The organism is Rothia nasimurium, assembly GCF_928392795.1.
GTDB classification, from domain to species: Bacteria; Actinomycetota; Actinomycetes; order Actinomycetales; family Micrococcaceae; genus Rothia; species Rothia nasimurium_F.
This window is the reverse complement of record NZ_CAKMTJ010000003.1, coordinates 14,476-39,635: the sequence shown is the minus strand read 5'-3', so window position 1 is coordinate 39,635 and position 25,160 is coordinate 14,476. Positions and strand designations below refer to the sequence as shown.

The 25,160-nt window shown below is 54.3% G+C and carries 21 protein-coding genes and 1 tRNA gene; 4 read left to right on the top strand and 18 right to left on the bottom strand.

The window, feature by feature from the left end:
* The 9 genes from L6963_RS04270 to L6963_RS04230 form a co-directional block, all read right to left on the bottom strand.
* Complete coding sequence (locus L6963_RS04270; RefSeq protein ID WP_237206684.1) at nt 1-1,074, bottom strand: RNA-binding protein; 1,074 nt, start codon at nt 1,072-1,074, stop codon at nt 1-3.
* A complete protein-coding gene (locus L6963_RS04265) occupies nt 1,065-2,072 on the bottom strand; it encodes a CgeB family protein (RefSeq protein WP_237206683.1) in 1,008 nt (335 codons plus the stop codon). Before L6963_RS04265 ends, L6963_RS04270 begins: the two co-directional genes overlap by 10 nt.
* Entirely contained in the window at nt 2,073-2,990 is a 918-nt protein-coding gene (locus tag L6963_RS04260; RefSeq protein WP_237206682.1) for a glycosyltransferase family 2 protein, read from the bottom strand.
* Between the two features lie 72 nt (nt 2,991-3,062).
* Nucleotides 3,063-4,139 carry a glycosyltransferase family 4 protein gene (locus L6963_RS04255; RefSeq protein WP_237209150.1) on the bottom strand — a complete coding sequence of 359 codons (1,077 nt, stop codon included), beginning with the start codon at nt 4,137-4,139 and terminating at the stop codon, nt 3,063-3,065.
* Nucleotides 4,140-4,193: 54 nt separating this feature from the next.
* Nucleotides 4,194-5,384 carry a glycosyltransferase gene (locus tag L6963_RS04250; RefSeq protein WP_237206680.1) on the bottom strand — a complete coding sequence of 397 codons (1,191 nt, stop codon included), beginning with the start codon at nt 5,382-5,384 and terminating at the stop codon, nt 4,194-4,196.
* Between the two features lie 112 nt (nt 5,385-5,496).
* Nucleotides 5,497-6,480 (bottom strand): ribose-phosphate diphosphokinase, encoded by a 984-nt coding sequence (locus L6963_RS04245; RefSeq protein WP_237187121.1) that lies wholly within the window; start codon nt 6,478-6,480, stop codon nt 5,497-5,499.
* Nucleotides 6,481-6,485: 5 nt separating this feature from the next.
* Nucleotides 6,486-7,961 (bottom strand): bifunctional UDP-N-acetylglucosamine diphosphorylase/glucosamine-1-phosphate N-acetyltransferase GlmU, encoded by a 1,476-nt coding sequence (glmU, locus tag L6963_RS04240; RefSeq protein WP_272878945.1) that lies wholly within the window; start codon nt 7,959-7,961, stop codon nt 6,486-6,488.
* Nucleotides 7,962-8,021: 60 nt separating this feature from the next.
* Nucleotides 8,022-8,093, bottom strand: a tRNA-Gln gene (locus tag L6963_RS04235).
* A gap of 118 nt (nt 8,094-8,211) precedes the next feature.
* Nucleotides 8,212-8,769, bottom strand: coding sequence for a hypothetical protein (locus L6963_RS04230; protein WP_237206679.1), 558 nt, complete (start codon nt 8,767-8,769; stop codon nt 8,212-8,214).
* A 219-nt stretch (nt 8,770-8,988) separates the two neighbouring features.
* On the opposite strand from L6963_RS04230, the gene L6963_RS04225 reads away from it, so the two are divergent.
* Nucleotides 8,989-10,815: an ABC-F family ATP-binding cassette domain-containing protein gene (locus L6963_RS04225; RefSeq protein WP_237206678.1), complete on the top strand. Its 1,827-nt coding sequence runs from the start codon at nt 8,989-8,991 to the stop codon at nt 10,813-10,815.
* A 76-nt stretch (nt 10,816-10,891) separates the two neighbouring features.
* Nucleotides 10,892-11,920 carry a glycosyltransferase gene (locus tag L6963_RS04220; RefSeq protein WP_237206677.1) on the top strand — a complete coding sequence of 343 codons (1,029 nt, stop codon included), beginning with the start codon at nt 10,892-10,894 and terminating at the stop codon, nt 11,918-11,920.
* 44 nt (nt 11,921-11,964) lie between these two features.
* Here L6963_RS04220 and L6963_RS04215 read toward each other — a convergent pair whose 3' ends face one another.
* From L6963_RS04215 to rsmA, 5 genes are all read right to left on the bottom strand, one after another.
* Entirely contained in the window at nt 11,965-12,870 is a 906-nt protein-coding gene (locus L6963_RS04215) for a glycosyltransferase family 2 protein (protein WP_237206676.1), read from the bottom strand.
* Nucleotides 12,857-14,044, bottom strand: a complete 1,188-nt coding sequence (locus L6963_RS04210) for a glycosyltransferase (RefSeq protein WP_237206675.1) — start codon at nt 14,042-14,044, stop codon at nt 12,857-12,859. Before L6963_RS04210 ends, L6963_RS04215 begins: the two co-directional genes overlap by 14 nt.
* Complete coding sequence (locus tag L6963_RS04205) at nt 14,044-15,828, bottom strand: ABC transporter ATP-binding protein (RefSeq protein WP_237206674.1); 1,785 nt, start codon at nt 15,826-15,828, stop codon at nt 14,044-14,046. Before L6963_RS04205 ends, L6963_RS04210 begins: the two co-directional genes overlap by 1 nt.
* Before the next feature lie 79 nt (nt 15,829-15,907).
* Nucleotides 15,908-16,825: a 4-diphosphocytidyl-2C-methyl-D-erythritol kinase gene (locus tag L6963_RS04200; protein WP_237206673.1), complete on the bottom strand. Its 918-nt coding sequence runs from the start codon at nt 16,823-16,825 to the stop codon at nt 15,908-15,910.
* Nucleotides 16,822-17,730 (bottom strand): 16S rRNA (adenine(1518)-N(6)/adenine(1519)-N(6))-dimethyltransferase RsmA, encoded by a 909-nt coding sequence (gene rsmA / locus L6963_RS04195; RefSeq protein ID WP_237206672.1) that lies wholly within the window; start codon nt 17,728-17,730, stop codon nt 16,822-16,824. The genes L6963_RS04200 and rsmA overlap by 4 nt, the downstream gene beginning before the upstream one ends.
* A 104-nt stretch (nt 17,731-17,834) precedes the next feature.
* Between rsmA and L6963_RS04190 the strand changes: the two genes are divergently transcribed.
* Nucleotides 17,835-19,079, top strand: a complete 1,245-nt coding sequence (locus L6963_RS04190) for a glycosyltransferase 87 family protein (protein WP_237206671.1) — start codon at nt 17,835-17,837, stop codon at nt 19,077-19,079.
* Here the strand turns inward: L6963_RS04190 and L6963_RS04185 are convergent.
* The 3 genes from L6963_RS04185 to L6963_RS04175 form a co-directional block, all read right to left on the bottom strand.
* Nucleotides 19,033-20,109 (bottom strand): TatD family hydrolase, encoded by a 1,077-nt coding sequence (locus L6963_RS04185; RefSeq protein WP_237206670.1) that lies wholly within the window; start codon nt 20,107-20,109, stop codon nt 19,033-19,035. The two genes, L6963_RS04190 and L6963_RS04185, sit on opposite strands and share 47 nt — an antisense overlap.
* A gap of 4 nt (nt 20,110-20,113) precedes the next feature.
* A complete protein-coding gene (gene rsmI / locus L6963_RS04180; RefSeq protein ID WP_237206669.1) occupies nt 20,114-20,998 on the bottom strand; it encodes a 16S rRNA (cytidine(1402)-2'-O)-methyltransferase in 885 nt (294 codons plus the stop codon).
* A gap of 102 nt (nt 20,999-21,100) precedes the next feature.
* Entirely contained in the window at nt 21,101-22,027 is a 927-nt protein-coding gene (locus L6963_RS04175; protein ID WP_237206668.1) for a DUF559 domain-containing protein, read from the bottom strand.
* 320 nt (nt 22,028-22,347) lie between these two features.
* Here L6963_RS04175 and L6963_RS04170 point away from each other — a divergent pair, with 320 nt between their 5' ends.
* Entirely contained in the window at nt 22,348-23,958 is a 1,611-nt protein-coding gene (locus L6963_RS04170) for a dolichyl-phosphate-mannose--protein mannosyltransferase (protein WP_237206667.1), read from the top strand.
* A gap of 76 nt (nt 23,959-24,034) precedes the next feature.
* On the opposite strand, the gene L6963_RS04165 is transcribed toward L6963_RS04170, so the two are convergent.
* Nucleotides 24,035-25,057 (bottom strand): TIGR01906 family membrane protein, encoded by a 1,023-nt coding sequence (locus L6963_RS04165; RefSeq protein ID WP_237206666.1) that lies wholly within the window; start codon nt 25,055-25,057, stop codon nt 24,035-24,037.
* Between the last annotated feature and the right edge of the window lie 103 nt (nt 25,058-25,160).

The window sequence follows — 25,160 nt, the reverse complement described above, 5'->3', positions numbered from 1 at the left end:
TTAGCTCTCCAATGTTTGAGTGAGAATAGTAGCTATCTGTTCTGCTGGCTCACGCTCTGGTAGCTGTGGAGCAGGAGTGGGGGCACTCCCCCACTGGTTCATACCGTAGCGGTCCCAGAACTCAACAAGCCATGCAGGCGGATTAGCGTGGTAGACCCATGCCGGGATTCCACGCAAAGCCGCTTCTAGCACACCAGTTGAAAAAATCGAGACAACCGGCTGGTTGACCTGGTTCAGGGGCCGCTGTGAGCGATCAATTTCTACTCCCAGTTTACCCATGAAGTCGTGGGTTAGGCGGGATAGTTTGTCTTTCTCGCTGGGGTGGGGGCGATAGACTGCACCGTGTTCACGCGCAAACTTGATGCTCGAATAAGCAAACGAAGCTCGAGGAAGCTCAGCACCGTGCATCTGACCTAGGAAAACAGGGGTAGCTGATAAGTCTGCTGGGGTGACGCTAGGTTTTTTAGCGGCTTCCCAAAAAAGCTGAGAACCGACCACATCATAAGTAATGTCGTCTCGCCCTGATATCCAGAACTCAGCATCAGCTTGGCTAAAAGCAAGAAGGTGGGTACCGGGAGCCAGCGGCGGGGCATAGGGGGTATGCAAACCGTGCTGGACGGTAATGAAACGAGCGCCCATACGCTGGGCCAGTCGGTAAGCCGCGCCACCCCACGCCATGTAGTGCCCTAGCGCAAGAACCTGGCGGAGAGAAACTAGTTTATTATCGAGTTCGACCTCATCTAAGCGGGTAACAGCCCACTCGCCCTCAGGGAGGTGGGCAGTGACGTCCTCGGGCGCCCACACCGCATACGAGCCAGTTGCAAGATAGCGAGTGGGCCTCACTAGAGACCCTAGCGAGGTCGGCGAGGTTGAATCCAGAGCAAGCAGAATATGAGGTTTGCTACCGGATACGTGCAGATAGCCCGCAACAGGAGTAGGCGTGTTGGTAGCTACCTTGCCACCGCGAAGTCGTGCAGGAGCGTGCTTGAGTGTGTTTTTAACCCGGCGGAGCAGATGGGCGTTTACCTGCCAGCTGCTCCAGGCTTCAAGGTCTTCAGGGTAAATTAGCCCCATAGGGTATCCATTTTCTGTGCGCGATGGAAAAAGGTATGTTCAGCCTGGCTACGTTTAAGCCCCGCAGCGCGGATAGAATCGCTCCAGCTAGAATCAGCAATAATACGCTGGCACAGCTCAATGAGCTCGTCGGTACTCTGGTAAAGAAGCACCTCAGAGCCGACATCGTAGAATTCCTCAACATCCGGCCTATCAATGAGCTGAAGCCCGTTCATACCGGGCACCTCAAAAGTACGCATAGCCAGACCCGCCTGTAGTCCGTGGACGTTGAGCGAGGCTGCCGCTGCTGCCTGTACGCGGTAGGCTTCAGCCAGCGGGATATCACGTTCAGCTGGCAAATCAGGGCGTTTAAGCTCCCAAGTACGAAGACGGTCAAAGGGGTGGTGAGACCAGGCCCGGCCGTACACGCGTACCGGCACCCCGGCGTCCTTAAGCGCCAACATCATCTGCTCACGGTTCTCGTACCGAGAACCCACAAAAACAATTTCAGGGACGCGAGTACGAGGGAAATCTGCCAGTTTGGGGTCGTAACCATTAGCAACGAAGTGAGCGTTAATACCTTCTGTTGCGAAAGCTTCAGCTTCAGATCGGGCGTAGCTGACAACCGTAGGGAGGTTGCGTAAGAAGTCCAGGGTGTAGCGGTGACGCTTAAGATCGTCGTACAGCCAGAGGATGTAGGGGATTTTTCGGTCGGTGACAGCCTGCCAGAAGTTATCGCCTAGGGTATCTGCCTTGATGACGATGAGTTTATCGGGGTTTACCTCGCGAAGAACCTGGAGAGCTTTGGCTGTAGCCGCTTTTTCAGCCGCCTTCTGACCATCGAAGCCAACTTTTGAGGGCAGCTCATAGAGAGCTTTATTGCGGACCTTGTCTTTGACAGTGTCGAAAGCATCGTAGCGATGCACCGTTACGTCATAGCCCAACTGGGTAAAACCATCGGCAATAGAGAAGCAGTAGCCGTGAAAGGCAGGGCTGATGATGAGGAGTTTCTCTGCCATTTATCGTTTGCTTTCTGCTTTCTTGATATAGGTAAGTTCTTCACGGAGTGCCACCAGAGGGGTGACAGCCCGATTTCGGAGTGCTCTGACTGAGTTGAAGAGGAAGTTAGCAACAGTTACAGCTTTCAGGGCCATAGCTAAATGCTTCCCTTCATTCCATTTTGCGTTGTAGATAAAACGAGAATCGAGCACCCACTGACGCCGTTGAGCAGAGGCTCCGGATGAGCCTCCCCCTACGTGTTCTACAACTATATCGCCACGGAAGACCCGTTTGATTCCTTGAGCAGCTAGCCTGCGCTGCAGATCAATTTCTTCACTGTTCATGAAGAAACGTTCGTCCATTCCTCCCACGGAATTAAAATCTTCGCGTCGGAGCATCATGCAGGCTCCCATGAGCCAGTCTGGTTCTGCCCGATGTCCAGTGGTGCAAGCTAAATCGTGGCCGACCATCATATGCCAGAACCGGGTAGGGCGTAGGCGAGCCACTGGAGTAAACCATTCCCAGGCATGATGGCGGGTTTTAGGGAAAGCCCGACCAACCCACTGCGATTCGCCGTTGTAGCCAGTGATTTGCGGGCTCAGCATAACTCCTTGCCCCGCTCTACTAGCTTCTTCTTCTGCAGCAGAGAGCATATCGGCAAGAAAGTTAGGGGGGAGGGTTAGATCGCTGTTGAGGATAAGCACCCAGTCACCGGTTGATGCCGCAACACCGGTATTAACGTTAGAGCCAAACCCTCCATTGGTATCACGACGGACGACGGTTACGCCCTCGACCTCGGGGAAGGGCTGGGGGGATGCGTCATCAGAAACCACAATTTCGATGGACAGCTCAGCAGCCTGTGCCTTAACCTGTTCAACAAGATTTAAAGCATCAGTGGGGTCCCCGTAGAAAGGAATCAAAACTGATAAATGCGGCATATAAGCTCTTTCTCTTTCTTTGTAGCAGGGACTAGTTATGTGGCATGACCCCGGTTCTATCTTAAAAGTCCCTTACATCGTTCTGCTATTTTTCATAACCTGTTCGCAGATTTCTACCACAGCCTTACCCCACTTATCCCATGTAAGCCGTGCTGCGGCGTCCTCCTGAGCTGCGTGAGCAGCCTGCCGAAGCTCTTCATCGGTGAGATACCGAAGTAGATTGGCAATTTCTTCTACTGCATTCTCCGGTGAAACAAGCCACCCCGTTTTTCCATCTTTAACAAGGGTAGGAATCCCACCTACGCAGGTGGAAATTACAGGTAAACCATGGTTCAAAGCATCCGTTACCACTACGCCTCCAGCGCTAGCCTCTGTGGGCTCTAACAGGGCATCGTGCGAGCTATACAGTGCTGAAAGATCTTCTTTAGACTGGCGGGGCAGATAGGTGACCCCCGCTATGGGAGTCTCTTCCGGGGCACCAACAACTGTCAAAGTTAAATCGGGCCTGTGAGCGCGAGCGAGAGCAAAACTTTCTAGTGCTCGGTCACCGCCCTTCCGTTTCCAGTCAGAAGCGATAAAGAGCAGGTTGATACCCCGGTGTCTATTAACTTTTTCAGCATGAGCAGAAGGAGGAATGCCTGGGCCAAAAGGAGCAATTGTGGTATCAGATGCTAGAATGCCAACATCTTTGATTAGCTGTTCAGCGGACCACTCACTTGCAAGGCAGTAATGCGCTGAGTGACGTGCTACTAATCTATCAAGTAGCTGCCCTTGCCAGAGAGTTAGCTTTGAGACAGTACGCCCCTTAAAGTATCCCTTTATCATTGCTCGAAAGGATGAGTCAGTTACCTGAATAACTGGAATATGAGATGGTACGCCCAGTGACTCCTTAGAAGCAGCTAAAGAAATCACCACATCAAGTTCGTGCTCTTTGATGATATTCTTTACACGACGAGTCTTCCAGTAGGTCGTGGCGAAAGCATCACTGGGCAGATAGGTAAGCCCCAAATTGCCCAGAAACCGAGTAATAAAACGATCCACCAGAGAATCTTTCATTTGTGGAACCTGCAAGGGAACTAACTCGGTTTTTTCTTGTAAAATACCTACCGCGGGGTATACAACACCAGACCAGGCTGACGGGTCTGTCATATCCCATGATGTCAGAAGACCAACTCTCATAACGTTCCTCATCGATTAGACCCATCAGTAGGCCTTAGTACTTTTAGTTACTTTCAGTTCATTCAGCCAAGAAACAAAACGTGTGGCAACTCTTTCCACATCATATTGGTAAACCTGATTCACAATTCTTTGAGCATTTTCCCGTTGGCCTGCCAGTCTTGCGTTGACCTTCATTAGCTCTACAAGCGATTCAAGGTCGCCTGGTTCAGCTAAACCTCCGCTCAAAGAGTGAACCAGGTCATGAACACCGCCACTAACGTTAAAAGCTATAGTAGGAATACCATAACAGCCCGCCTCTTGAATCACTAAAGGCCTCCCCTCAAAACGAGAGCACATAAGGTGCAAACCTGCCCGCGAAAACATTTTACCGGGAGCGGTCAAACCCATAAACGATACTTGGGTATCCAGGCCCAGCTCTTTAACATATTTTTTAAGATTTTCTTCCTCTGTGCCAGCACCAAATATCCTCATACTCCAATCAGAGAACTCTGGGTAGGAGATAAATTTTTTAAAAGCTTGAATTGAGATATCAACCTGTTTACTTTCCACAAGACGAGCAGCCACCACAACAGTTTTTGAAAAATCTCTAAGAACATATTCAGCATCTGACGGATTTGGATTGGGGAGAACAAGCACTGGAAGCCCCCATTCACCAATAAAGCTCTCTTGACAGCGTTGACTGAGAACAGTTAGTCCGCTAATAACATCACGGTTCCTATAGGACTCTTCAATAAAAGCTCCGTACTCGCCCAAAGGGTCTAACGAGGTATGAAACTGATTAATGATAAGAGGTACTTGGCTCCCTCTGCGCCGGAAGTCAGACTGCGCCAAAAAAATGTCCAGAATATCTCCCCGTGTAGCTACTACAATATCATCGGCGTCCCAGGAAGAAACGATTCTACGGGATAAAATTTTTTCTGTAATATCAACAGCCCAGGCAAGTTTCTTAACCTTTCGAAGAGCAACCAACGTAAAGCCTAGAGGCTTCATAATCAGAGGTATACCCTGAATCGCCGAACGTTTTTGAGCATAGCTCAGAGGGGACCAACACCGCGTAGTATAAGCTCCCCCTTTATACTTCTGAGCCCCCTTAGTTCTACACACAACAGTTACAGGTATCCCCCGATTCGCTAGCTCTTGTGCCAGGCGGTCAGTCACGACTTCTGCTCCACCCAGACGCGGAAATTCATCAACTAAGAAATAGATTTTTTTCATAGTTTCCTCGTAACGAATCCAATAAACATGACGAATTAAAAATACCCTAATACAGATTTTGGGACTACACATAGTGTATAGTCCCAAAACTTTGAAGAATAGCCACAAGGTTCTAGTTGGCGCGTCCGTCAAACAAGCTAGTCACAGAGCCCTCATCAAAGACTTCCTTGATAGCACGAGCCAGCAAGGGAGCAATTGATAGTACAGTCAGGTTGTCGAAAGTCTGTTCGGGCTTGAGCGGCAGGGTGTTGGTAACAACAACTTCGCTAGCCCCGCAGTTAGCAAGACGCTCAGCAGCGGGATCCGAGAAAACAGCATGGGTAGCTGCAATGATGACGTCCTTAGCACCGTTCTCCTTAAGCACACGTACTGCACCGGCGATAGTGCCACCGGTATCAATCATGTCGTCGATGAGCACGCAGGTACGCCCCTCGATGTCACCCACAACGGTCTTTGAAACAGCCTGATTGGGTACGTTGACATCGCGAGTCTTGTGGACGAAAGCCAGCGGGGCGCCGCCAAGGAGTTCAGCCCACTGCTCAGCAACGCGTACACGGCCGGTGTCGGGTGAAACCACGGTGACGTTATCGGTATCGACCTTGCTTGCTACGTACTCGGCGAGCAGGGGGATAGCCATCAGGTGGTCAACGGGGCCGTCGAAGAAACCCTGAATCTGAGCGGTGTGAAGGTCAACGCTCATCAGGCGGTGGGCGCCGGCAGTCTTGTAGAGGTCTGAGATCAGGCGTGCTGAGATGGGTTCGCGGCCCTTGTGCTTCTTGTCCTGACGGGCGTAGGGGTAGAAGGGAGAGACCACGGTGATGGAACGAGCTGAGGCACGCTTGAGCGAGTCAATCATGATCAGCTGTTCCATGATGGCGTCGTTAATCGGTGCCGGGTGGGACTGGATTACGAAAGCGTCCTTCCCTCGCACTGAATCCTCGAAACGGACGTAGGTTTCCCCGTTGGCGAAGGTGTAGGCGGATGAAGGAAGAACTTCATTCCCCAGTTCCGCTGCAATCTGTTCAGCGAGTTCGGGGTGGGCACGGCCTGAGACCAGCGCCATCTTCTTTTCGCCTGGATTCGTAATCTCAGTCATTACTGCTATTCGCTTTCCTTAACTGAGCTGGCTGATTCCGCTTCCAGTGCAGCCTGGGCTGCTTCTGCGGCTTCAGTACCGGCTCGCTTTTCAATGACCCAGCGTTCGATGTTGCGCTGAGGGGCTTCGTTAATTGCTAGGGCGCCTGCAGGGACGTCCTTGCGGATGACGGTTCCAGCTCCAGAATACGCGCCATCTCCGATATGTACGGGTGCGACATACATGTTGTCGGACCCCATTCGGACATTGTTACCTACGGTAGAACGGTGCTTGTTCACACCGTCGTAGTTCACAAAGATTGATGCTGCGCCGATATTGGAATTTTCGCCGATGGTGACATCCCCGGCATAGGAGAGGTGGGGCAGCTTTGAACCGGCGCCAATTTCGGCATTCTTGGTTTCAACGAAGGTGCCAATCTTGCCCTTGGGGCCAAGCTTGGTGCCGGGGCGCAGGTAGGCGAAGGGGCCAACGGTAGCGCCGTCAGCGATTTCTGAGTCAGAGCCCTCGGTGCGGGAGATAGTCACGTTCTCCCCTACCTTGACGTTGGTCAGAGTGGTGTCGGGGCCGATGACGGAGCCAGTTGCGATGTGGGTGGTGCCGTGCAGGTGGGTACCGGGCAGAATGGTTACATCGTTTTCGATGGTTACAGTAACGTCAATCCAGGTGGATTCGGGGTCAACGATAGTAACACCTGCGACCATATGCGCGTGGGTTAGACGATCGTTGAGCTTACGCCCCAGCTGAGCCAGCTGCACCCGGTCATTCGCACCCTCAACTTCCCAGCGGTCTTCGATGTCTAGAGCACTGGTGCGGTAGCCGTCCTCGCGGGCAATGGAAAGGACGTCGGTGATGTACTTTTCGCCCTGGGCATTGTCGGTGGTGACGCGGGTCAGCGAGTCACGCAGAACCTTTGCATCAAAGGCATAAATACCGGAGTTGATCTCGGTGATAGCAAGCTGCTCGGGGGTGGCGTCCTTGGCTTCCACGATAGCGGTTACTTCACCAGCTTCGTTGCGGACGATACGGCCGTAGGAACCGGGTTCATCGATGTGGGTTGTCAGAACGGTGACGGCGTTCTTGCCTTCTTCGTGGAAGGCAATGAGCTTGCGCAGGGTCTCAGTCTTCAGCAGGGGAACGTCACCATAGGTCACCACAACGGTACCTTCAACTTCTCCCGATTCAGAGTCAAGGCCCAGCAGACCGACTTCAACAGCGCGCCCGGTACCGGGAATTTCGTCCTGATCAACAATGGTGACGCCAGCGTCAAAAGCAGTGACATGAGCCGCTACCTTATCGCGCTGGTGGCGCACAACAACAGCCAGATTCTTGGGGTTAAGTTCACGAGCTACAGCTACCGCGTGTTCCACCATAGAGCGCCCGCCGATGGGGTGCATGACCTTGGGGGTGGAAGACTTCATGCGGGTTCCAGCTCCGGCAGCTAGAACGATAACAGCGGACGGAACTGAAGCAGTAGCAGTCACTAGTTGGTACTCCTTGAGCGAGTGAGACCCCTATGGTTTGCAGGTTGAGGGGGTGTTGAGCTCCGCCACAAGGACTCGAACCTTGAATAACGGCTCCAAAGGCCGCTGTGTTGCCAATTACACCATGGCGGATTACAGTCTGCGTTTCTTCTAAAGAAGCAGTACAGACGAATCTAGATATTACCAACTCTCACGCCCAGAACGAAACGTACCCGGGGCAGGTGTCGGCAAAACATTCGTGGGAAAGCTATCAGGGCCCCAGCCAGGGAATAATTTTTGTGAGAGCTAACTCAATTTCTTCAACGGCTACACGGGCAGCTTCAGCCCCTTTACGATAGGGATCATCTATTTTGTCCCCTCGTGCAGGAACCTCATCTAACTGATACATGAAGGTCACTGGATCCGCTCTGCGGCCTGCGGTTTCTCGCACTCTGGCCATCTGCTTGAGCAGGTGAATTTTAGCCCGGTATTGGGGCCATTCTCTCACTAGCCAGTTTAGATGCTCTTTTTCCATGACTAGCACTAGGGCTGAGCTTTCGATGAGATCACCTGTGATTTGTTTTGCCTTGTGATGTCTGAATTCGACTCCGCGGGAATCTAGCTCCTCATCAATAAACGGTGCGACGCCAGAACCTACCACAGCTCCAGTGCCGGCACTGTCAAAAGTCCAGCTAGATTTAGAACCTACCAGTTGCTCCGCGATGTACTGGGCAGAGGCGCTACGAGCAATATTCCCTGTGCAGACGAAAAGAATTTTTTTCTGTGGGTGGGATTCTCTGGAAGAGGACTCCTCTTCCATTTTTCCCATCTGCCCCCTGCGGAGCGCCCCTACATTAAATTGCGCCATCTTTATGTGGTCTTTCCCTGCTTCGTCCTACTGTAAACGGCCTCTGTGAGAAGCTTGAACACCAAGGTTCTGGAGAACTCTACTCTCCATCCGAACTCAAAACTTTACTGCTTTTTTAGGTTCTGTTCATGCTTTTCGCCTGCAGGTGACAACCTAAATCGCTCGTTGTAGCCTAAAGAGATGGCACATCTACTTGGCGGCGAAGACCTGCATATTGAATTTCCCACCCGCACTATCTTTGAGGGCATCACTGTTGGCCTGAATGAGGGTGACCGTATCGGTATTGTGGGTCGTAACGGCGACGGTAAATCAACCTTACTCTCCCTTCTCGGTGGGCGCCTTGAACCAGACTCAGGCAAGGTAACTGTACGTTCTGGCACCCGCATCGGCTTTCTAGACCAGGCCGATGTGCTCGATGATTCGCTCACTGTAGGCCAGGCGATTGTTGGCGATACTCCCGAGTACGAGTGGGCTTCGGATTCTAAGATTCGCGACGTTATTTCGGGGCTGGTGTCAGACCTCGACTGGAATGCGTCCGTCTCTTCTCTCTCTGGTGGCCAGCGCCGCCGCGTTGCCCTTGCCGCTCTGCTGGCAGGCGACTGGGACGTCCTCATGCTTGACGAGCCTACCAACCATCTCGATGTTGAGGCTATCACCTGGCTAGCTAACCACCTTAAAACCCGCTGGTCTAAGAACGCGGGCGGTCTGCTCACCGTCACCCACGACCGCTGGTTCCTGGACGAAATTTGCACCGATACCTGGGAAGTCCACGACGGTATCGTTGAGCCTTTCGAGGGTGGATACGCTGCCTACATTCTGCAGCGCGTTGAGCGTGACCGCCAGGCAGCTGCAACCGAAGCTAAACGACAGAACCTCATACGTAAGGAGCTTGCCTGGCTACGTCGAGGTGCCCCGGCCCGTACCTCCAAGCCCAAGTTCCGTATCGACGCCGCTAACGCTCTGATCGCCGATGTACCCCCGGTGCGTAACAAGGTGGAACTATCGCAGATGGCTGTATCCCGCCTGGGTAAGGACGTGGTGGATATCGAGGACGTCGATGTCAGCTACCCCGATGCCAATGCGTCCGGGGCAACGAAGGACGTACTCAAAAAGGTTACCTGGCGCATCGCCCCGGGTGAGCGCACCGGCATCATGGGTGTGAACGGCGCAGGTAAATCAACCCTGCTAGGCCTTGTGACAGGCTCAGTACAGCCTACCCGCGGGCGGGTTAAGCACGGTAAGACCGTAAAGGTCGCTACGCTAACCCAGCAACTCGATGAACTGCGCGAGGTCGAGAATGACCGGGTGTCAGATGTCATCGGGCGCAAACGTACCTCTTATGTAGCTGGCGGTAAGGAAATGACCCCCGGGCAGCTTCTGGAACGTCTAGGTTTTACATCGGCTCAGCTATCTACCCCGGTTAAAGACCTGTCAGGTGGGCAGAAGCGCCGTCTTCAGCTTCTGCTGATTCTGTTGGATGAGCCCAATGTCCTTATCCTGGATGAACCCTCTAACGATCTCGATACCGATATGCTGGCGGCGATGGAGGACCTTCTCGATACCTGGCCTGGAACGCTCCTGGTGGTTTCACACGACCGCTACCTGATGGAACGTGTGACTGATCAGCAGTACGCATTGATTGACGGTACTTTTAGGCATCTGCCGGGCGGAGTTGATGAGTATTTGCAGCTTTCGGCGTCTGCAGCTGCCGCTCCGTCGACGAAGGCCGTTGATTCTTCACCTCTCGGTAAACAGGACGCCGGTAGCAGCTCGGCGGCTAAGGCTAGCGGAGCTGAGGTTCGGGCAGCCCAGAAGGAAATCAACCAGATTGACCGCAAACTGGCTAAACTAGCTGACCAGAAAGCCAAGCTGGAAGAGAAGATGGCCAACCATGACCCTTCAGATTATGAGGGTCTGGCTGATCTCTCTACCCAACAGCAAGGTATCCAGGACGAAATTGGGGACTTAGAGATGCGTTGGATAGAGCTCAGCGAAGTTTTCGAATAGTCTTAGATAGCTCTTTAGTTTGCCTCAACAAGCAAGCAGAAAAGTTTTCGATACATACTCAGCAAGGAAGGACCTCATGGCGAAAATAGCAGTCCTTTGTTCAGGACAAGCAGATGACGGCCAATACGGTGTTAATCTTCTTTCGAGCAAGCTTGGACACTCTTTGCTAGATGTACCGAATGCTCACTTCTCAGCTCACAAGAAAGTTAGAGATGTCTTAGAGCATAGGCTAGGATTCCCCCTAGACAAGGCAATTCGTTCGCTAGCGCATATTTCCTCAGCTAATGTGCTTCTTTGTTTTCTTGAGAATTATGCAATTTTCCCTTCTCTTCTTAAGCAACAAGGGGTACCACCTTTTTCTAGCACCCCGATAGCGATGATTTCTTGCTGGCTAGCTGAGGAAATTAGACACTTACCTTATGAAGAAAGAAAACCTGTTGTAAAAAAATATGCTGGAGTTGATCTCAACTTTGTATTTAGCGAGAATCAAATAGACATCTTGGTTGACTCAGGATTCTCACGTGAGCAGGTTGAAAGTGTTAACTTTGGATTTGCACCAGAACTTTTTTCCTTTAAGGCTGATGCGCATCGTCCACTTCAGATTTCTGCCGTGGGGTTCGATCGAGGTAGGGACTATGCGACGCTTATTGAAGCGGTACGACCTCTCTCTGTAGAGCTTCATTTGTACACTAGACCTGAAATTATTGCAGGTATTGATTTACCGGAAAATGTCCGTTTCCATGGAACGGTACCTTTTGAAACCTATATTGAGACCTTACATTCATCAGATATTGTTGCTGTACCCACAGTAGAGCTGGCCTACCCCACAGGCCAGACTGTTGCACTCGAAGCTGCGGCTACAGGTGCCGCTTTACTACTCACTGATTCCAAAGCTATGCGTTACTATTTTAGTGATAACACAGCCCGCTTTGTTGAAGAGGGTAATGTTGATGCATGGAGAAAGAGCATCGTTGATTTGACCAATAACCCTGAGGAATCCAGGGTATTAGGTACACGGGCTGCTCAGCATGTTCACGCTAATCTAAAATACATAGATATGTGGATGTCTATTGAGGAATCTTTCAAAACTAGAGGTTGGATTTAGAGAAGTTTTATTCGATATTAAAGTCTTTCGTTCCTTCTTTCAGGTTACCTATCAGAAGTTACAGAGCTCAGACAACGCTTAGGCGGACGCCCCAGTACACGGTATCGAAGTAACCCTTCCAGCCGACCAATATTCCACCAAAAGCCTCGAACTTCCGCCCAGGAATGCTGTTTCTGTTTGAGATACCCCGGCACAGCCGACACAACCTTACGTACCATAAGCTTCACGCTCGGAATATGCTCATCAAAAACGGGAGAAAAGTTTACAGCTAGCTGCACCCAGGTACGCCCATAGCGACGGGACTGCTGGGCTAGCCCCTGTGTAGTCCGGCGCTGTCGGTAACGAATTAAGGGTTCGGCTACCCATCCCTGCACTAAACCAGCAGCAGAAACTCGCAGACAAAAATCGACCTCTTCATGACCGCCTCTGTAAGATTCATCAAATCCACCGACCAAAGCAAAGGCAGCCTTTTTCATCCCCATACTGCAACTTAAAGAGTAAACCTGGTCGTTAAAGACTGCCGGTTGTTCAATCGACGTAGAGGAAATTTCATACCGGCCTGAAACTTCACTAAAAAGATAGGTGTAGTACCCGCTACCCACCAGATCAGCAGTTTCCAGAGCGCCAAGGAGTTTTTCGGCCCAGTCCTTAGCAACGATATCGTCAGCATCGCACAACAGCACCAGCTCGTGGCTAGCTTGCTCGATACCTTTGTTTCGAGCGTAGTTAGGCCCCTGACGCTGGCCAGCATCTAGATATTTAATATTTTCATGCTTTTCTGCAGCTTTAAGCACTAAACCTTTCGTTGAGTCGGTGGAACCATTATCTGAAACAATGATTTCCGCTATAGAAACCGTATTATTTAAAAGCGCTTCAAGCTGTTCTTGCAAATACTGTTCAGCATTATAAGCAGGAATTACAACTGAAACTTGTGCCCTACTTTGCCCCATAGACTTCCCCGACTATTTCTCTATAATTCTCTTGTGAATATGTAATCAGCGCATCGTGCCTTGCTTGTTCAGCTTTACTAGCAAATTTTTCGTACTGGCTAAGAACTTCTACCACTTTCTGTGCAAAAGATTCTGACGTATGGGCAAGAGCTGATACCCATGCAACATTCGCCACCCCCTCAACACCAGCGCTAGTTGTAATGATTGGGATAGCGCGAAGAATAGCATCAAGAGTTTTAAACTTTACCCCGCTACCCAGCTTAATTGGAGCAACAACAAGACCAGCCTTGGCGTAAAAGGGTTCAACATCGTCCACAAAACCAGTGAACGTAATGCGCGAATCATCCCCCACCTTCAATAAGTCGCTACTAGGGCTTTCACCAACCACAGTAAAACGAACTTCAGGTTTATCAGACCATATACGAGGAAGTATATCTTTAATAAACCACTCCACAGCCTGATGGTTCTCCCACCTATACATAGTTCCCACAAAGAGAATTTCATAAGGGTTGGGATTACGCTCCACCGAAGAATCAGGCTGAAGGTAAACAGGAGGTATAACTGGAATAATTTTGTCAAACTCTGCAGAGAATGACCTTAATAGCGATCGGTCTTTTTCAGAGAGAACAACAGCCCTATCCAAACTTTTAATGGCCATTCTATCCATTCTTCTCGATGCAAATGCCTGAGCAGACCAAACTGCTGACTTCAAAGAACGGTGTTCTTCTCTTGCACGGCGGCGTAACCTCTGCTCTGCAACGTCGTGGAAAGTGCCGATGAGGTAAGCAGTTGGATTCAGTAGGCGCACAAGCGGAGCTAACAAAACGTTAGATGTCCACTGTAAATCTACTATCTGAGCATTTTTGATAATGCTGCGAGCTTTAGGGTCTGCAATTATCGAGAAAAAGAAACTCAGGTTAGGAGTCCAGGTATTTACTGGAGAGAGTAACTTCTGTAGAGATCGCGTAGCAGGGTGTGTATCAACAGGTATGAAATGTGCGTCTACGTCGTAATGCTCTGCATACCCGTTGCGTGGGACGGGAGCGAGAAAGACGGGTGCCTGCCCCTTTGCTTCTAACGCGAGGTAGAGTTCTCGGATTAGACGTTCGCCTGCACTAGTTGGTTCAGGTTTAGGGACCTCTGTCGAAACAATAACAGTAGAGTATTCTTTCATTATATTTTACCTAGTTCGACTAGCTCTTTAAACTCTGGGTTAGCCAAAGTTAGCTCATCAAAATTTCCCTGATTAACAACTTTCCCATCTTTCATATAAAAGATGATGTCAGCCTTTTTAATCGTTGACAGACGATGCGCCACCATGACAATTGTGAGCTCACCAGAAAGGCGCTCAATGGTTTGAGTTATTTTATGCTCAGTTTTATTATCTAAAGCTGACGTTGCCTCGTCTAGAACTAGGAGTTTAGGATTACGATATAGAGCGCGGGCAATCCCTAAACGCTGCCGTTGGCCACCGGAAAGGCGACTGCCATCTTGCCCCAAATCTTCGTTAATGCCTTTTGGTAGTGAGGACAGAAGGTCACCTAGCTCAGCGTGCTGCAAAGCTTGATGCACCCGTTGCTCATCAATTTCATCTTCATCTAGCCCAAAAGCAACATTGAGCTTCAATGATCCAGGCAATACATAAACGTGCTGGGGCACAACACCCATCTGTGATTGCCAGGCCTTTAGATCATCATGAATAGAAATTCCTCCGCAGGTTATTGAACCGCTAGTAGGGCTAAGCATGCCTAAGATAATATCTATCAAGGTAGATTTACCAGATCCGCTTGATCCAACAAAAGCAACTGTTTGGCGATTGGGTATAACAAGAGAAATATTATCAAGCACATGCCCTTCGTCTGCGCTGTAGCCAAACGAGACTTCTTGAATCTGGATATCTCCTTCAAAATTAATGCCGGGGCTGACCAGTTCTGAGTACCGTTCCATTTGTTTGAAATAGGAAATCTCACGGTTAAGACTCATGACACCAGAGACTCCTACCCGCATTGAGTTCAAAGAAGCTATAGCTGAATTTACTGCAGGCATAACCCTCACAGCGGCCACTGTAAACACACCCATGGTAGCAAAAGCCTCTGTCTGATCTTTTTGCGAAAACAGAAAAACCGCAAGTCCTGAAATGCTCAACACAAAAACTATCTCCATAATATTTTTTGGAAGAGCTTCAATAACACTTTGCTGCTTGCTTGCTCTAGCACGCATAGAGGCTCCCTCAGCATATTTATCGACGAATCGATCTGCTACAGAGAATAAACGCATCTCCCTGAATGCTTCCAATGCGGGCATGGAAGAAACCCATGAAATTCGATCCGACTCTAAAAATTGATGACTTAGATTACCAAGCCTGCGTCGAAGAAGCATAGGCAGCAGGTAACCTATCCCAGCAAAAATTAAAAAAGCGAAGATAGCAACAACAGGTGAAATAATAAATGTAATTATCACCATCATAATTATTGTCAATAAACTAGTTAGAAGACTTAAACCACCGAAAATCGTCTGGCTATACCCCTGTCCCACAGCACTTGCTAGCGTGGCATGTATTTTTGAGATTTCCCTTTTTTTGTGGTCTTTATACGGTGCGTCCAGATAGGAGCTGAGTAGAGTAACTCTTGCACTCATCTCCATTTCATTGATAAAGCCAACCTGCCACCATCTGAAACCAAGAGTAACCAAAGCTTTCAAGATAAAAGCTCCAACCACCGATAGAGCAACGTAAATCACCAGCTGCTGTCGGTCTTGTGTTCCTAAGATACGCACAATCATAGCCAATATACCTGTATCAAGTGCTTGACCTGAAACGATGAGCAACAGAGGGTATGTTGCTAAAACACCAATAATTTCAAGCAAAGATACTGTAAACGCGCCCAGCACTGACAAAATGAGCTTGATTCTGACTGGGAACTGAACAAGGTAAAACAGGTTCCGAATGTTATTAAGCATGACCCCTACGATGCTGAAGTGACTACGAGTAATATCGTTATTCTACTGGTGCTCCCATTAAACTGGGTTCACTCTATGCTCATGCCCACTGCGAGATATAGGCGACAGTCGGCCCCGAGCCTGATACCAAGCTTGCCTCTACACCGAGCTGGGCTTCGGCCTGCTTCAACGTTTCTGCCAGTTCAGGCAACAAAGCAACAGCTGGCGCAGCCAGGTCATTGCGCAGCAGCCCGGCGATAGCTGGCAGGCGCTCCTGCAGCGGCTCGGCCGAAGTCAGCAGGTCTAACAGCTCCTGCGGAACCAGCAGGGTGGCGTCCGGAGCAGGGTAGCGCCCCTCAGCCCGGCCAGTATCCAGCTCCCTAAACACCGCAGGGGTTGATAGCCCAGCCGTTGAAGGCACAAACCCGAACCTCAGCGGCTCCACACCCTCGGGCACCTTGATCGGAGTGAGCTTATCCCCCACCCCGGTGCCCACGGCCAGGCCGCCCAACAGGGCGAAAGGCACATCGGCGCCCAGCGGAGCAGCCAGCTCCAACAGGCGCTCAAGCGCAAGAGGCTCAGTAGCAAGACCGGCCTGCACCAGGTAATCGTTCATCGCCTTCATGGCAGCAGCAGCGTCGGCTGACCCACCGCCCATACCACCGGCAACCGGAACTGCCTTATCAATATGAAGCTGGACAGCGACGTCCGCGGGCTCCAGGCCGCTCTCCGCCAGCACCGCTGCCGCACCGCGGTAGGCCAGGTTAGATTCGTCGAGCGGAACCACAGCCGGGTCAAAAGCCCCTGCAGCAACCTGCTCCGCAACCGGGGAGCCCTCAGCAACGCTCATAGACTGGGCGATACCCGGCTCATGGGCCGAAGAAATCGTCACGCGCTCCAGCACATCGGTAGCGGCGTAGAGAGAGGCAACCTCGTGGTAGCCGTCCTCCCGCAGGGGCCCCACCGCAAAATACAGGTTGACCTTGCCTGGGGCGGTAGCAGAAACGCTCAGAGTCATGCGGACGCGCCCTCCCCGCTCTGGTCGGCAGGGGCAGGTACCTGCCGGGCAGCTTCGGCAATCTTGATGAAGTCAAAAATATCGAGCTTCTCACCACGCAGTTGCGGGTCAATACCGGCAGCTTCAAGAATCTCACCGGCACGAGCAGCAGAGCCGGCCCATCCAGCAAGCGCAGCCCGCAGGGTCTTACGGCGCTGGGCAAAGGCGGCATCGACAATGGCAAAGACCTCTTCACGAGGCAGGTCAGACAGCAGCTCGGGGCGGCGTTTAAAAGCCACCAGGCCCGACTTGATCTTGGGGGCAGGCCAGAAAACATTGGTGCCGATTACCCCGGCCTTAGACACCTCAGCGAACCAGTTAGCCTTGACCGAGGGCACCCCGTAAATCTTTGAACCGGGCTTGGCTGAGAGACGGTCGGCGACCTCGTCCTGAACCATCACCAGGGCATGCTCAATGGAGGGGAAGGTTGCGAACATGTGCAGGAGCACCGGCACCGCCACGTTGTAGGGCAGGTTGGCGACCAGGGCGGACGGGGTACGCGGCAGCTCGGTGACCTTCATAGCATCGGAGAGCACCACGTCGATACGGTCTTCTGAGCCGGGGCGGAACTTGGCGATAGTAGCGGGCAACTGCTCGGCCAGGGGCGGATCAATCTCAACAGCAACCATGTCGCGGGCAGCGTCCAAAATACCCAGGGTAAGGGATCCCAGGCCCGGGCCGACCTCAACCACCGTCTCATCGGGGCTGATATCGGCGGCGGCGATGATACGACGAATCGTATTGGGATCAATCACGAAGTTCTGCCCCAGGGTCTTAGTGGGGCGGATGCCGAGCTGGGCTGCCAGGTCACGAATTTCTTGGGGGCCCAACAGGGCATCGGGCGCGGGAGATTGCTGTTCAGTCACGCTCTCTAGTCTACCGGGTCTGTATATACACATAGGTTTCCTCACTCCCAGAACACCCCCGGTAGAATTACTGCTCGTACCAAGCCCCCAACCCCGGGAACCCCATGCCTGTAGCACCTGCCGCCCACCAGCGTCCGCCCATTGCCACCCTTACCCGAGCACTCACCAGCGCACCCGCCCTGGCCACTGCCCTGGCGCTGACCCTCATCAGCGCCTACCCCTTCCTCTGGGACGAAAAAATGGTAGCTCGGGAATTCTTCGACTTACAGGTCTACTACGGTGGGGTGGCCCACTGGCTAGAAACCGGCCAGCTCTACAACTGGGCCCTGCCGCCCGAAGAAATCTACGGGTTCACCTACCCGCCCTTTGCTGCCCTAGTTTTCACCCCCTTTGTGCTGCTCACCAGTGCAGATACCGCAGGGCCTATATTCCTGCTGCTCAACATTGCCGCGCTGGTCGCCCTGGTCTACCTCTCCTGCCGGGGTATGGGGGTAGGCAAGCGCCCCGCCCTAGCTGCCGGGCTCTGGCTCACTCCCCTGCTACTCAAGTTCTTCCCCATCAGCTTCAACATGGAACTGGGGCAAATCAACATCTTTTTGGTACTGCTCATTCTCACCGACGTCATCTACCTCAAGAACACCCGCTGGCACGGGGTGCTCATTGCCCTGACAGCCTGCATCAAGCTCACCCCGGCTATCTTCGGGTTGCTCTTTCTCGCCACCCGCGATTGGAAGTCCCTGGCCCGTTTCGTGGGCACCGGTCTGGCCTCTATCGCGCTGAGCTTTGCCGTCGATTTTGAGGTCGCCCGCGAGTACTTCACCGAGAAAATCTTTGAATCCTCCCGCGTGGGCTCCATTACCGGGGCGCTGAACTATAACCTGCTGGGCACCTGGGCCATGCTCTTCCCCAGCTGGCTCACCGGCGTCCTTTTTGCCATCACCGCCCTGGGGGCGGTAGTGCTGGCTTACCTGGCCGTGCGCAGGTTAGCGTGGCAGGACGTCCGTGGCGCCTACCTGGGGGCAGCCTCCTGCGTGGCGGTGTTGGGGCTGCTGCTCTCCCCCATCTCCTGGACCCACCACTGGGTCTGGTTCGTCACCTTCCTGGTCTTTGCGACCCTCTACGGCTGGCGCACCGCGCACACCGGCTACCTCTACCTAGCTGCCACCGGTGTGCTCATCTTTGCCATGCCCTTTGCGGTCTGGTTTGGCGGGCACGACTGGGGCGGCAACGAGTGGCCCGAGCACCTGGCTCTCCTACATGCCCTGCCTGTCGCGTGGGCAGTCGCCTACCTGGCTCTAGCGGCTAGAAGCCCTCAATCCCCCAGCTCCCGTAAGCTGCCAGGGAGTTAGCGCGGATATCCCGGCAAAGCTCTTCAAGGTCGGCGCCCAGGTGGCCTGCCATAAAGCGGACGGTGTAGTTGGTCATGTAGCTGGCATTAGGACGGCCCCGGAAGGGGTGGGGGGTCAGGAAGGGCGCGTCGGTCTCAGCCAGAATCAGCTCCCGGTGGGCTAGCTTCAGGGACTCCTGAATACCGTGCGAGTTCTTGAAGGTCACGGTGCCGGCAAAGCTCATGTACCAGCCCTGCTCGTTACAGATCTCAGCTAGGTCAGGCCCGCCGGAATAGCAGTGGAAAATCACGGTCTCAGGTGCGCCCTCATCGAGCAGAATGCGGACGACGTCCTCGTGCGCGTCGCGGTCATGAATCTGCACGGCCTTACCGTGCTTCTTCGCCATACGGATATGGGCGCGGAAGGACTCCTCCTGGGCGTCCTTCCCCTCTTCACCGGTGCGGAAGTAGTCCAGACCGGTCTCACCCAGGGCACGGACGCGCGGGTCAGCTGCCAGGTTGTCAATCACAGCCAGGGCAGCTTCGAGCTGGCCCGCTTCAGCCAGCTTGGGAGCCTCGTTGGGGTGCAGGGCCACAGCGGCCAGCACGCGGGGATCAGCCTGGGCAGCGCGCACAGCATAGAGAGAACTGGGCACATCACAGCCCACCTGCACAATCGCACCGATGCCCAGGGCTTCGCCGGTATCGAGGGCATCGCGGGCGGTAACGGCCACCTCGCCGTCGAGCAGGTCCATGTGGGTGTGATTATCGACGATGGCATAGGGCAGCGGTGCGGGAGCGGGCGGGAAGACCAGGTTGCGGCGGCGGCCGTCCTCCCCTTTCTCGCCGCGGCGGCGGGTACCCTCCCCGCTGGGCTCGCCCTCGGTATTGTAGCGGTCAGCCTGGTAGGCCGGGGGTACCTCGCCCTCCAGAACCGGCTCAGGGGTTTCAAAGATGGTGGCGGTCTGCTCGGCCTCACTCGGCAGGTAGGAGGCAAAGCGCTCTGCAAGCTCGCGGAGTTCGGCATCGGTCAGGGCGTGGTCGGTACACATAGGTTTAGCTTTCTGAATCTTTGACGGCCAGGGTTGCCTGGTAGAGGTCGCGCTTAGACACCCCGTGGGCTTCGGCGACCTGGGCGCAGGCGGCTTTCAGGCGGACGCCGCCGGCAACCAGTTCAAGGACGAGATCGGTTAGGTTCTCTGCTTCTTCAGCCTCAGGTTCGGGGGCGCCCTCCACCACGATGGCGATTTCGCCCTTGATCTGCTTAGATTCGGCCCAGGTAATGAGTTCTTGCAGGCTGCCGCGGGCAACCTCTTCGTGCAGCTTGGTCAGTTCCCGGCAGACAGCGGCGCGGCGCCCTGCCCCGAAGACTTCGGCGAAATCGTGCAGGGTCGCGGCCAGCCGGTGGGGGGACTCGTAGAAGACCATGGTGCGCTCTTCACTAGCGAGCGCGGCCAGGCGCCGGGTACGGTCGGAGCCCTTGCGGGCGAGGAAGCCCTCAAAAGTGAAACGCCCCGAGGGCAGCCCGGACACGGCAATAGCGGTGACGACGGCGGAAGGGCCCGGTAGGGCGGTGACGGTCAGGCCTGCGTTGGCCACGGCAGCGGCTGCGACATAGCCGGGGTCGGAGACAGCGGGCATACCGGCGTCCGACATCAGCAGCACGGTCTGCCCGGCTGCCACAGCCTCAACGATCTGCCCGGCGCGGTCAGCCTCGTTGTGGTCGTGGTTGACCAGCACCCGCCCCCGGGTGGTGACGCCCAGCCCGGCGGCTAGTTTACGCAGGGTACGGCTGTCTTCAACGGCGAGGACGTCGGCGGACGCGAGCGCCTCGCGCAGGCGCGGGGAGGCATCGGCTAGGTTGCCGATGGGGGTTCCGCCAAGGATGAGGGCGCCGCCTTCGGCCGGCGCAGCGGGCGTGGTGTGAGGGGAGGATTCCATAGGGTTAAACCCTACTACTTTTGTTCCCCTACAAGTAGGGACCAGATTCCTCCCGACGTCCTTGTCCGCCACACATACAATCGTTACTTTTCTGGTCCCTTGTTACCTGAGCGCTGCGATTCTGCTGCTCCCGTTTTTCCGTTGCATGGTGGCAAGAACTTCACGAACGATCCTCTGCGGGTGGTTCACAACGGTAGACCAGTCATAGCGCAGCACATCCCACCCCGCATTTTTCAGTAGCTTCTCGCGTCGCACCTCGTTGAAGAAAACCTCATCGCGGCTCTGGGAATCAAGGTATTTCACCCGCCCATCAAATTCGAGGGCAATCATTTCATCTTCGTAAGCAAAGTCGAGCCGGAAGTGTTCGTTGTCAACCCAGACATCAACCTGCTGGGTTGGCAGGGGTAAGGGGCTCATGTGTAAGACCCATTTCAGTTTGCTTTCACCAGCACTCTCGCTCGAAGAACTCATGAGGCCGACAACCGTCCGCATTTTCTGAACTCCGCGCCCCCTCTGGTGCCCCAAATATTCCGCGACTTCCTCAACGGTGCATGCTCCCTGATAAAGCGCTGACTCAACCGTAACTAGCGCTGAGGACGGATGCAGGTAGCGGCAACAGTCAGCTAAAGTCCGCAGGCGGGTAGTGAGGTGAAATAAACCGTGCGATGACGTCGTATCGAGAGCTGTATACGAATAGTGCTTTGCAATACCTTGAGCACGCCCCCGTGAACTAGGGTGGCACTGTACATCTACCAGCTTCTGATCTACCACAGCAAAGCCATGCAACCAGGCAGCGGTTTGGTGGGTAAAGATGGTTTGAGGGTTCTTCTTGTAAACAGCAGAAATAAAATAGGGGTACTGCTGATAGCGGGGAAGCTGACGAAAATTTGACTGGGTTGTATAAACGCCAGGGAGGAGACGAGTCAGCTCCTGTTGTCTAACCCGGCGAGCGATAACAGTAGAGCTCATACCCAGCTGCCGCAGTTCCCTGTAGGTATAAACGGTTTGAAGGCTATCGAGAATATCCATGACAGCATTCTGTTGTGTATGAGCTAATTTTCTAGAACTGATGTTTCCTGTGGATAAAGTTTCTCCCAGTCTCAACGTATTGCGCCAAAAAAGATTTTTTATCGGTCGGGTTGTTACAGCGCATATACAGATATCCACAGGGTAGCTTCACCACCCAGCGGGTTAGACCCCGCCCCTCGTAGGGACCAGAAAAATACCGACTGTAGGTCATGGCACGAAGTATTTTGGGAGGAATCTGGTCCCTACTAGATAGGACCAGAGGAAGCTGGTCCCCCCGCGTCCGCGCGCATGATTCTGCTGCCCCGGGTAGCATATCTAGGGTGACATCTAACCCAACCTCTGCCGTCCTGACCCTCAAAGACGCTTTCACCGAGTCAGCCCTCCGGGCGCGGCTAGCCGTAACAGCGGTACCGCTGCCCCGCTACGGCTGGGTGGCACCCCTGCTTGTACTAGTACTGGCCGGGCTCATGCGTTTTGTAAACCTGGCCAACCCTAACGCCATCGTCTTTGACGAAACCTACTACGCTAAAGACGCCTACTCCCTGCTGCACTTTGGGTATGAGCGCAACTGGTCTGACACAGCCAACGAGACCTTCGTTGCCGGAGCCCCATCGGGCATCCTTGAAACCGCCGAGTATGTGGTCCACCCGCCGGTTGGTAAGTGGATGATCGCCTTCGGTATGGCGATTTTTGGGGACGATAACCCCTTTGGGTGGCGCTTTGCCGCAGCACTCACTGGCACCCTGTCGGTGGGCCTGGTCATGCTGGCTGGTTGGCTGCTCTTCCGCTCGGTTACGGTTGCTACCCTGGCCGGCCTGCTGATTTCTATCGACGGCCTGCATTTTGTGCAGTCCCGTTTTGCCCTGCTCGATATCTTCCTCATGTTCTGGTTGCTAGCTACCTTTGTGGCGCTACTGCTTGACCGTTACCAGGGTAGGCGCCAGCTTGCTGTCCGAATAGCTGCCCACGCCCGCGAGCACAAGGGCGGCGCTCCCACCGACAACTTCATGCGCTACGGCCCCTGGCTGGGCTTCCGCTACTGGCGGTTTATCGCAGGTATCTGCGCGGGTTTGGCGGTAGGTGTCAAGTGGAACGCCCTCTTCTTCATCGCTATCTTCGGTCTGATGACGGTTTTTTGGGATGCCAACGCCCGCCGTGTTGCCGGCATCCGCCGCTGGTATATCGCGGGTTTCCTGCGCGACGGCGTCCTCGCTTTCTTTGCCCTCATCGGCACCGGCCTACTCACCTACCTAGCGACTTGGACCGGCTGGTTCCTCTCAGACTCCGCCTACGACCGCAACTGGGCAGCAGAGCACCCCGGCGAGGGACTTCTCTGGCTGCCAGAATCTCTGCGCTCCCTGTGGGAGTACCACCGCTCTGCCTACTCCTTCCATTCCGGGCTGGACTCCCCCCACACCTACGAGTCTCCTGCCTGGCAGTGGCTCATTTTGGGTCGTCCCACCAGCTACTACTATGAGTCCCCTGACCTGGGTGTTAACGGGTGCGCGGTCGATTCCTGCTCCGAGGCGGTCCTCAATATCGGCAACCCCCTCATCTGGTGGTCCTTTAGTATCGTGGCAATCCTGTCTCTACTGATTGTGCTACTGCGCCGCGACTGGCGTTTTGCGGCTCTTCTCGTGGTCTTCGCGGTGGGCTACTTCCCCTGGTTTGCCTACCCCGAGCGCACCATGTTCTTTTTCTACGCCCTGTCCTTCGAGCCCTACCTGATTCTTATGCTGGCAGGTATTTTGGGGCTGGCGCTAGGACGCCCCGGCGACAGTGTACACCGCCGCCGGGCAGGTCTACTGGTCGTCGGTCTCTTTGTAGTCTTCGCGCTCCTGATTTCTATCTACTACTGGCCCATCTGGACGGCCCAAACCGTTCCCTACACCGAGTGGCGTGAGCGCATGTGGTTTGACGCCTGGATTTAGGATTCTCTCATGACAGCCGTACAGCCCGGGGCCGGTTCTTCTGAACCGGCCCCGGGCTGTATGTTCTTGTGCGGTTTTACTTGGTCAGGAGTTCTTTGAGCTCCTGGCGCTCTGCCCGGCGCTTGAGGGCTAGCTGCTTGCGGTAGCGGGTAGGCCAGGTCATGACGAGGAGGGCAACCGTGATAAGGAGGGTAAGGGCACCTGCGGTGGCGGCGGCGTCCACCCAGAACTGAGGCGGGTAGAGGCGGATGAGAGTATCGCTCATGCGGAACTGCCAGTTGCCCTGGGGGAAGAAGACCTCGTGGAAGGTGGTGAAGAAGGCTTCCCAGCCGATAGCGCCGGCAACGCCCAGACCGATGAGCAGGGCTAGGGTGAGCCAGGCACCGGTGAAAAGGGAGGAGCGCAGGACGCCCGGGGCCCGCAGGCGCAGGGTTCGAGCTGAGAGCAGGGCCAGCACCAGCATAATGAGGGCAAAGGTCATACTGATCAGCATGACCCGTTTGACGTCGGTCATGTGCTCAACTTCGCTGGCAAGGAAGGCAGTGTTGCCGCCGGTGGTGATATCGGCCAGGTAGGTGTGGGGGGCAAAGTTCAAGATATAGTCCAGCCCGTAGGAGCCCAGACGCAGTCTTTCCTGGGTATCGAAGCCGTAGCTGTCTGAGGGGAAGCCGGGGCGGTGGTATTCGAGCCAGAGGAAGGCGGGGCTGGCGACGGCACGCACGGCTAGCATGATGGTCAGCACGGGAACGGCCAGGGCGATGATAGCCCGGCGCAGCCCCAGCAGGCGGGGCTTGTCGTCTACCGCGACTTCGCGGGCTTCGGCGCGTTCTGCAGCCGGGGTGGATTCAGGGGCGGACGCGTTACCTTCGGGAGCTGCCACCGCGGCTAGGGGCGCGGTCCAGGGGGCAGCCTCGGAGGGAGCGTCCGCCCCGGTCTGCTCTGCCGACGGGCTGGTGTCGCCTACCTCGTGGGCGGTAGGAGCCGGAGTCTGAATACCGCGCTCAGCCCGGCGGGCTGACAGTAGGCTATCGGCCTTAGGCGGGGTGACGGCGGGGGTGAGTTTCTTCCACTCCTGGTTCTGGTCGGGCTGCTGGGCCACGGCGGGTTTCCTCCCGGGTGTCTAGGGTGTGTCTGCCTGTGTATTCTACGCGGTAGATATCAAAAACTCCCGCCCGGGCACCGGGGCGGTGCTAGGGGCGGGA

Excerpts from the sequence above, each read along its gene's own strand:
- L6963_RS04270 (WP_237206684.1), bottom strand. The coding sequence starts at position 1,074 with ATGGGGCTAATTTACCCTGAAGACCTTGAAGCCTGGAGCAGCTGGCAG.
- L6963_RS04265 (WP_237206683.1), bottom strand. The coding sequence starts at position 2,072 with ATGGCAGAGAAACTCCTCATCATCAGCCCTGCCTTTCACGGCTACTGC.
- L6963_RS04260 (WP_237206682.1), bottom strand. The coding sequence starts at position 2,990 with ATGCCGCATTTATCAGTTTTGATTCCTTTCTACGGGGACCCCACTGAT.
- L6963_RS04255 (WP_237209150.1), bottom strand. The coding sequence starts at position 4,139 with ATGACAGACCCGTCAGCCTGGTCTGGTGTTGTATACCCCGCGGTAGGT.
- L6963_RS04250 (WP_237206680.1), bottom strand. The coding sequence starts at position 5,384 with ATGAAAAAAATCTATTTCTTAGTTGATGAATTTCCGCGTCTGGGTGGA.
- L6963_RS04245 (WP_237187121.1), bottom strand. The coding sequence starts at position 6,480 with ATGACTGAGATTACGAATCCAGGCGAAAAGAAGATGGCGCTGGTCTCA.
- L6963_RS04230 (WP_237206679.1), bottom strand. The coding sequence starts at position 8,769 with ATGGGAAAAATGGAAGAGGAGTCCTCTTCCAGAGAATCCCACCCACAG.
- L6963_RS04225 (WP_237206678.1), top strand. The coding sequence starts at position 8,989 with ATGGCACATCTACTTGGCGGCGAAGACCTGCATATTGAATTTCCCACC.
- L6963_RS04220 (WP_237206677.1), top strand. The coding sequence starts at position 10,892 with ATGGCGAAAATAGCAGTCCTTTGTTCAGGACAAGCAGATGACGGCCAA.
- L6963_RS04215 (WP_237206676.1), bottom strand. The coding sequence starts at position 12,870 with ATGGGGCAAAGTAGGGCACAAGTTTCAGTTGTAATTCCTGCTTATAAT.
- L6963_RS04210 (WP_237206675.1), bottom strand. The coding sequence starts at position 14,044 with ATGAAAGAATACTCTACTGTTATTGTTTCGACAGAGGTCCCTAAACCT.
- L6963_RS04205 (WP_237206674.1), bottom strand. The coding sequence starts at position 15,828 with ATGCTTAATAACATTCGGAACCTGTTTTACCTTGTTCAGTTCCCAGTC.
- L6963_RS04200 (WP_237206673.1), bottom strand. The coding sequence starts at position 16,825 with ATGACTCTGAGCGTTTCTGCTACCGCCCCAGGCAAGGTCAACCTGTAT.
- L6963_RS04190 (WP_237206671.1), top strand. The coding sequence starts at position 17,835 with ATGCCTGTAGCACCTGCCGCCCACCAGCGTCCGCCCATTGCCACCCTT.
- L6963_RS04185 (WP_237206670.1), bottom strand. The coding sequence starts at position 20,109 with ATGTGTACCGACCACGCCCTGACCGATGCCGAACTCCGCGAGCTTGCA.
- rsmI (WP_237206669.1), bottom strand. The coding sequence starts at position 20,998 with ATGGAATCCTCCCCTCACACCACGCCCGCTGCGCCGGCCGAAGGCGGC.
- L6963_RS04175 (WP_237206668.1), bottom strand. The coding sequence starts at position 22,027 with ATGGATATTCTCGATAGCCTTCAAACCGTTTATACCTACAGGGAACTG.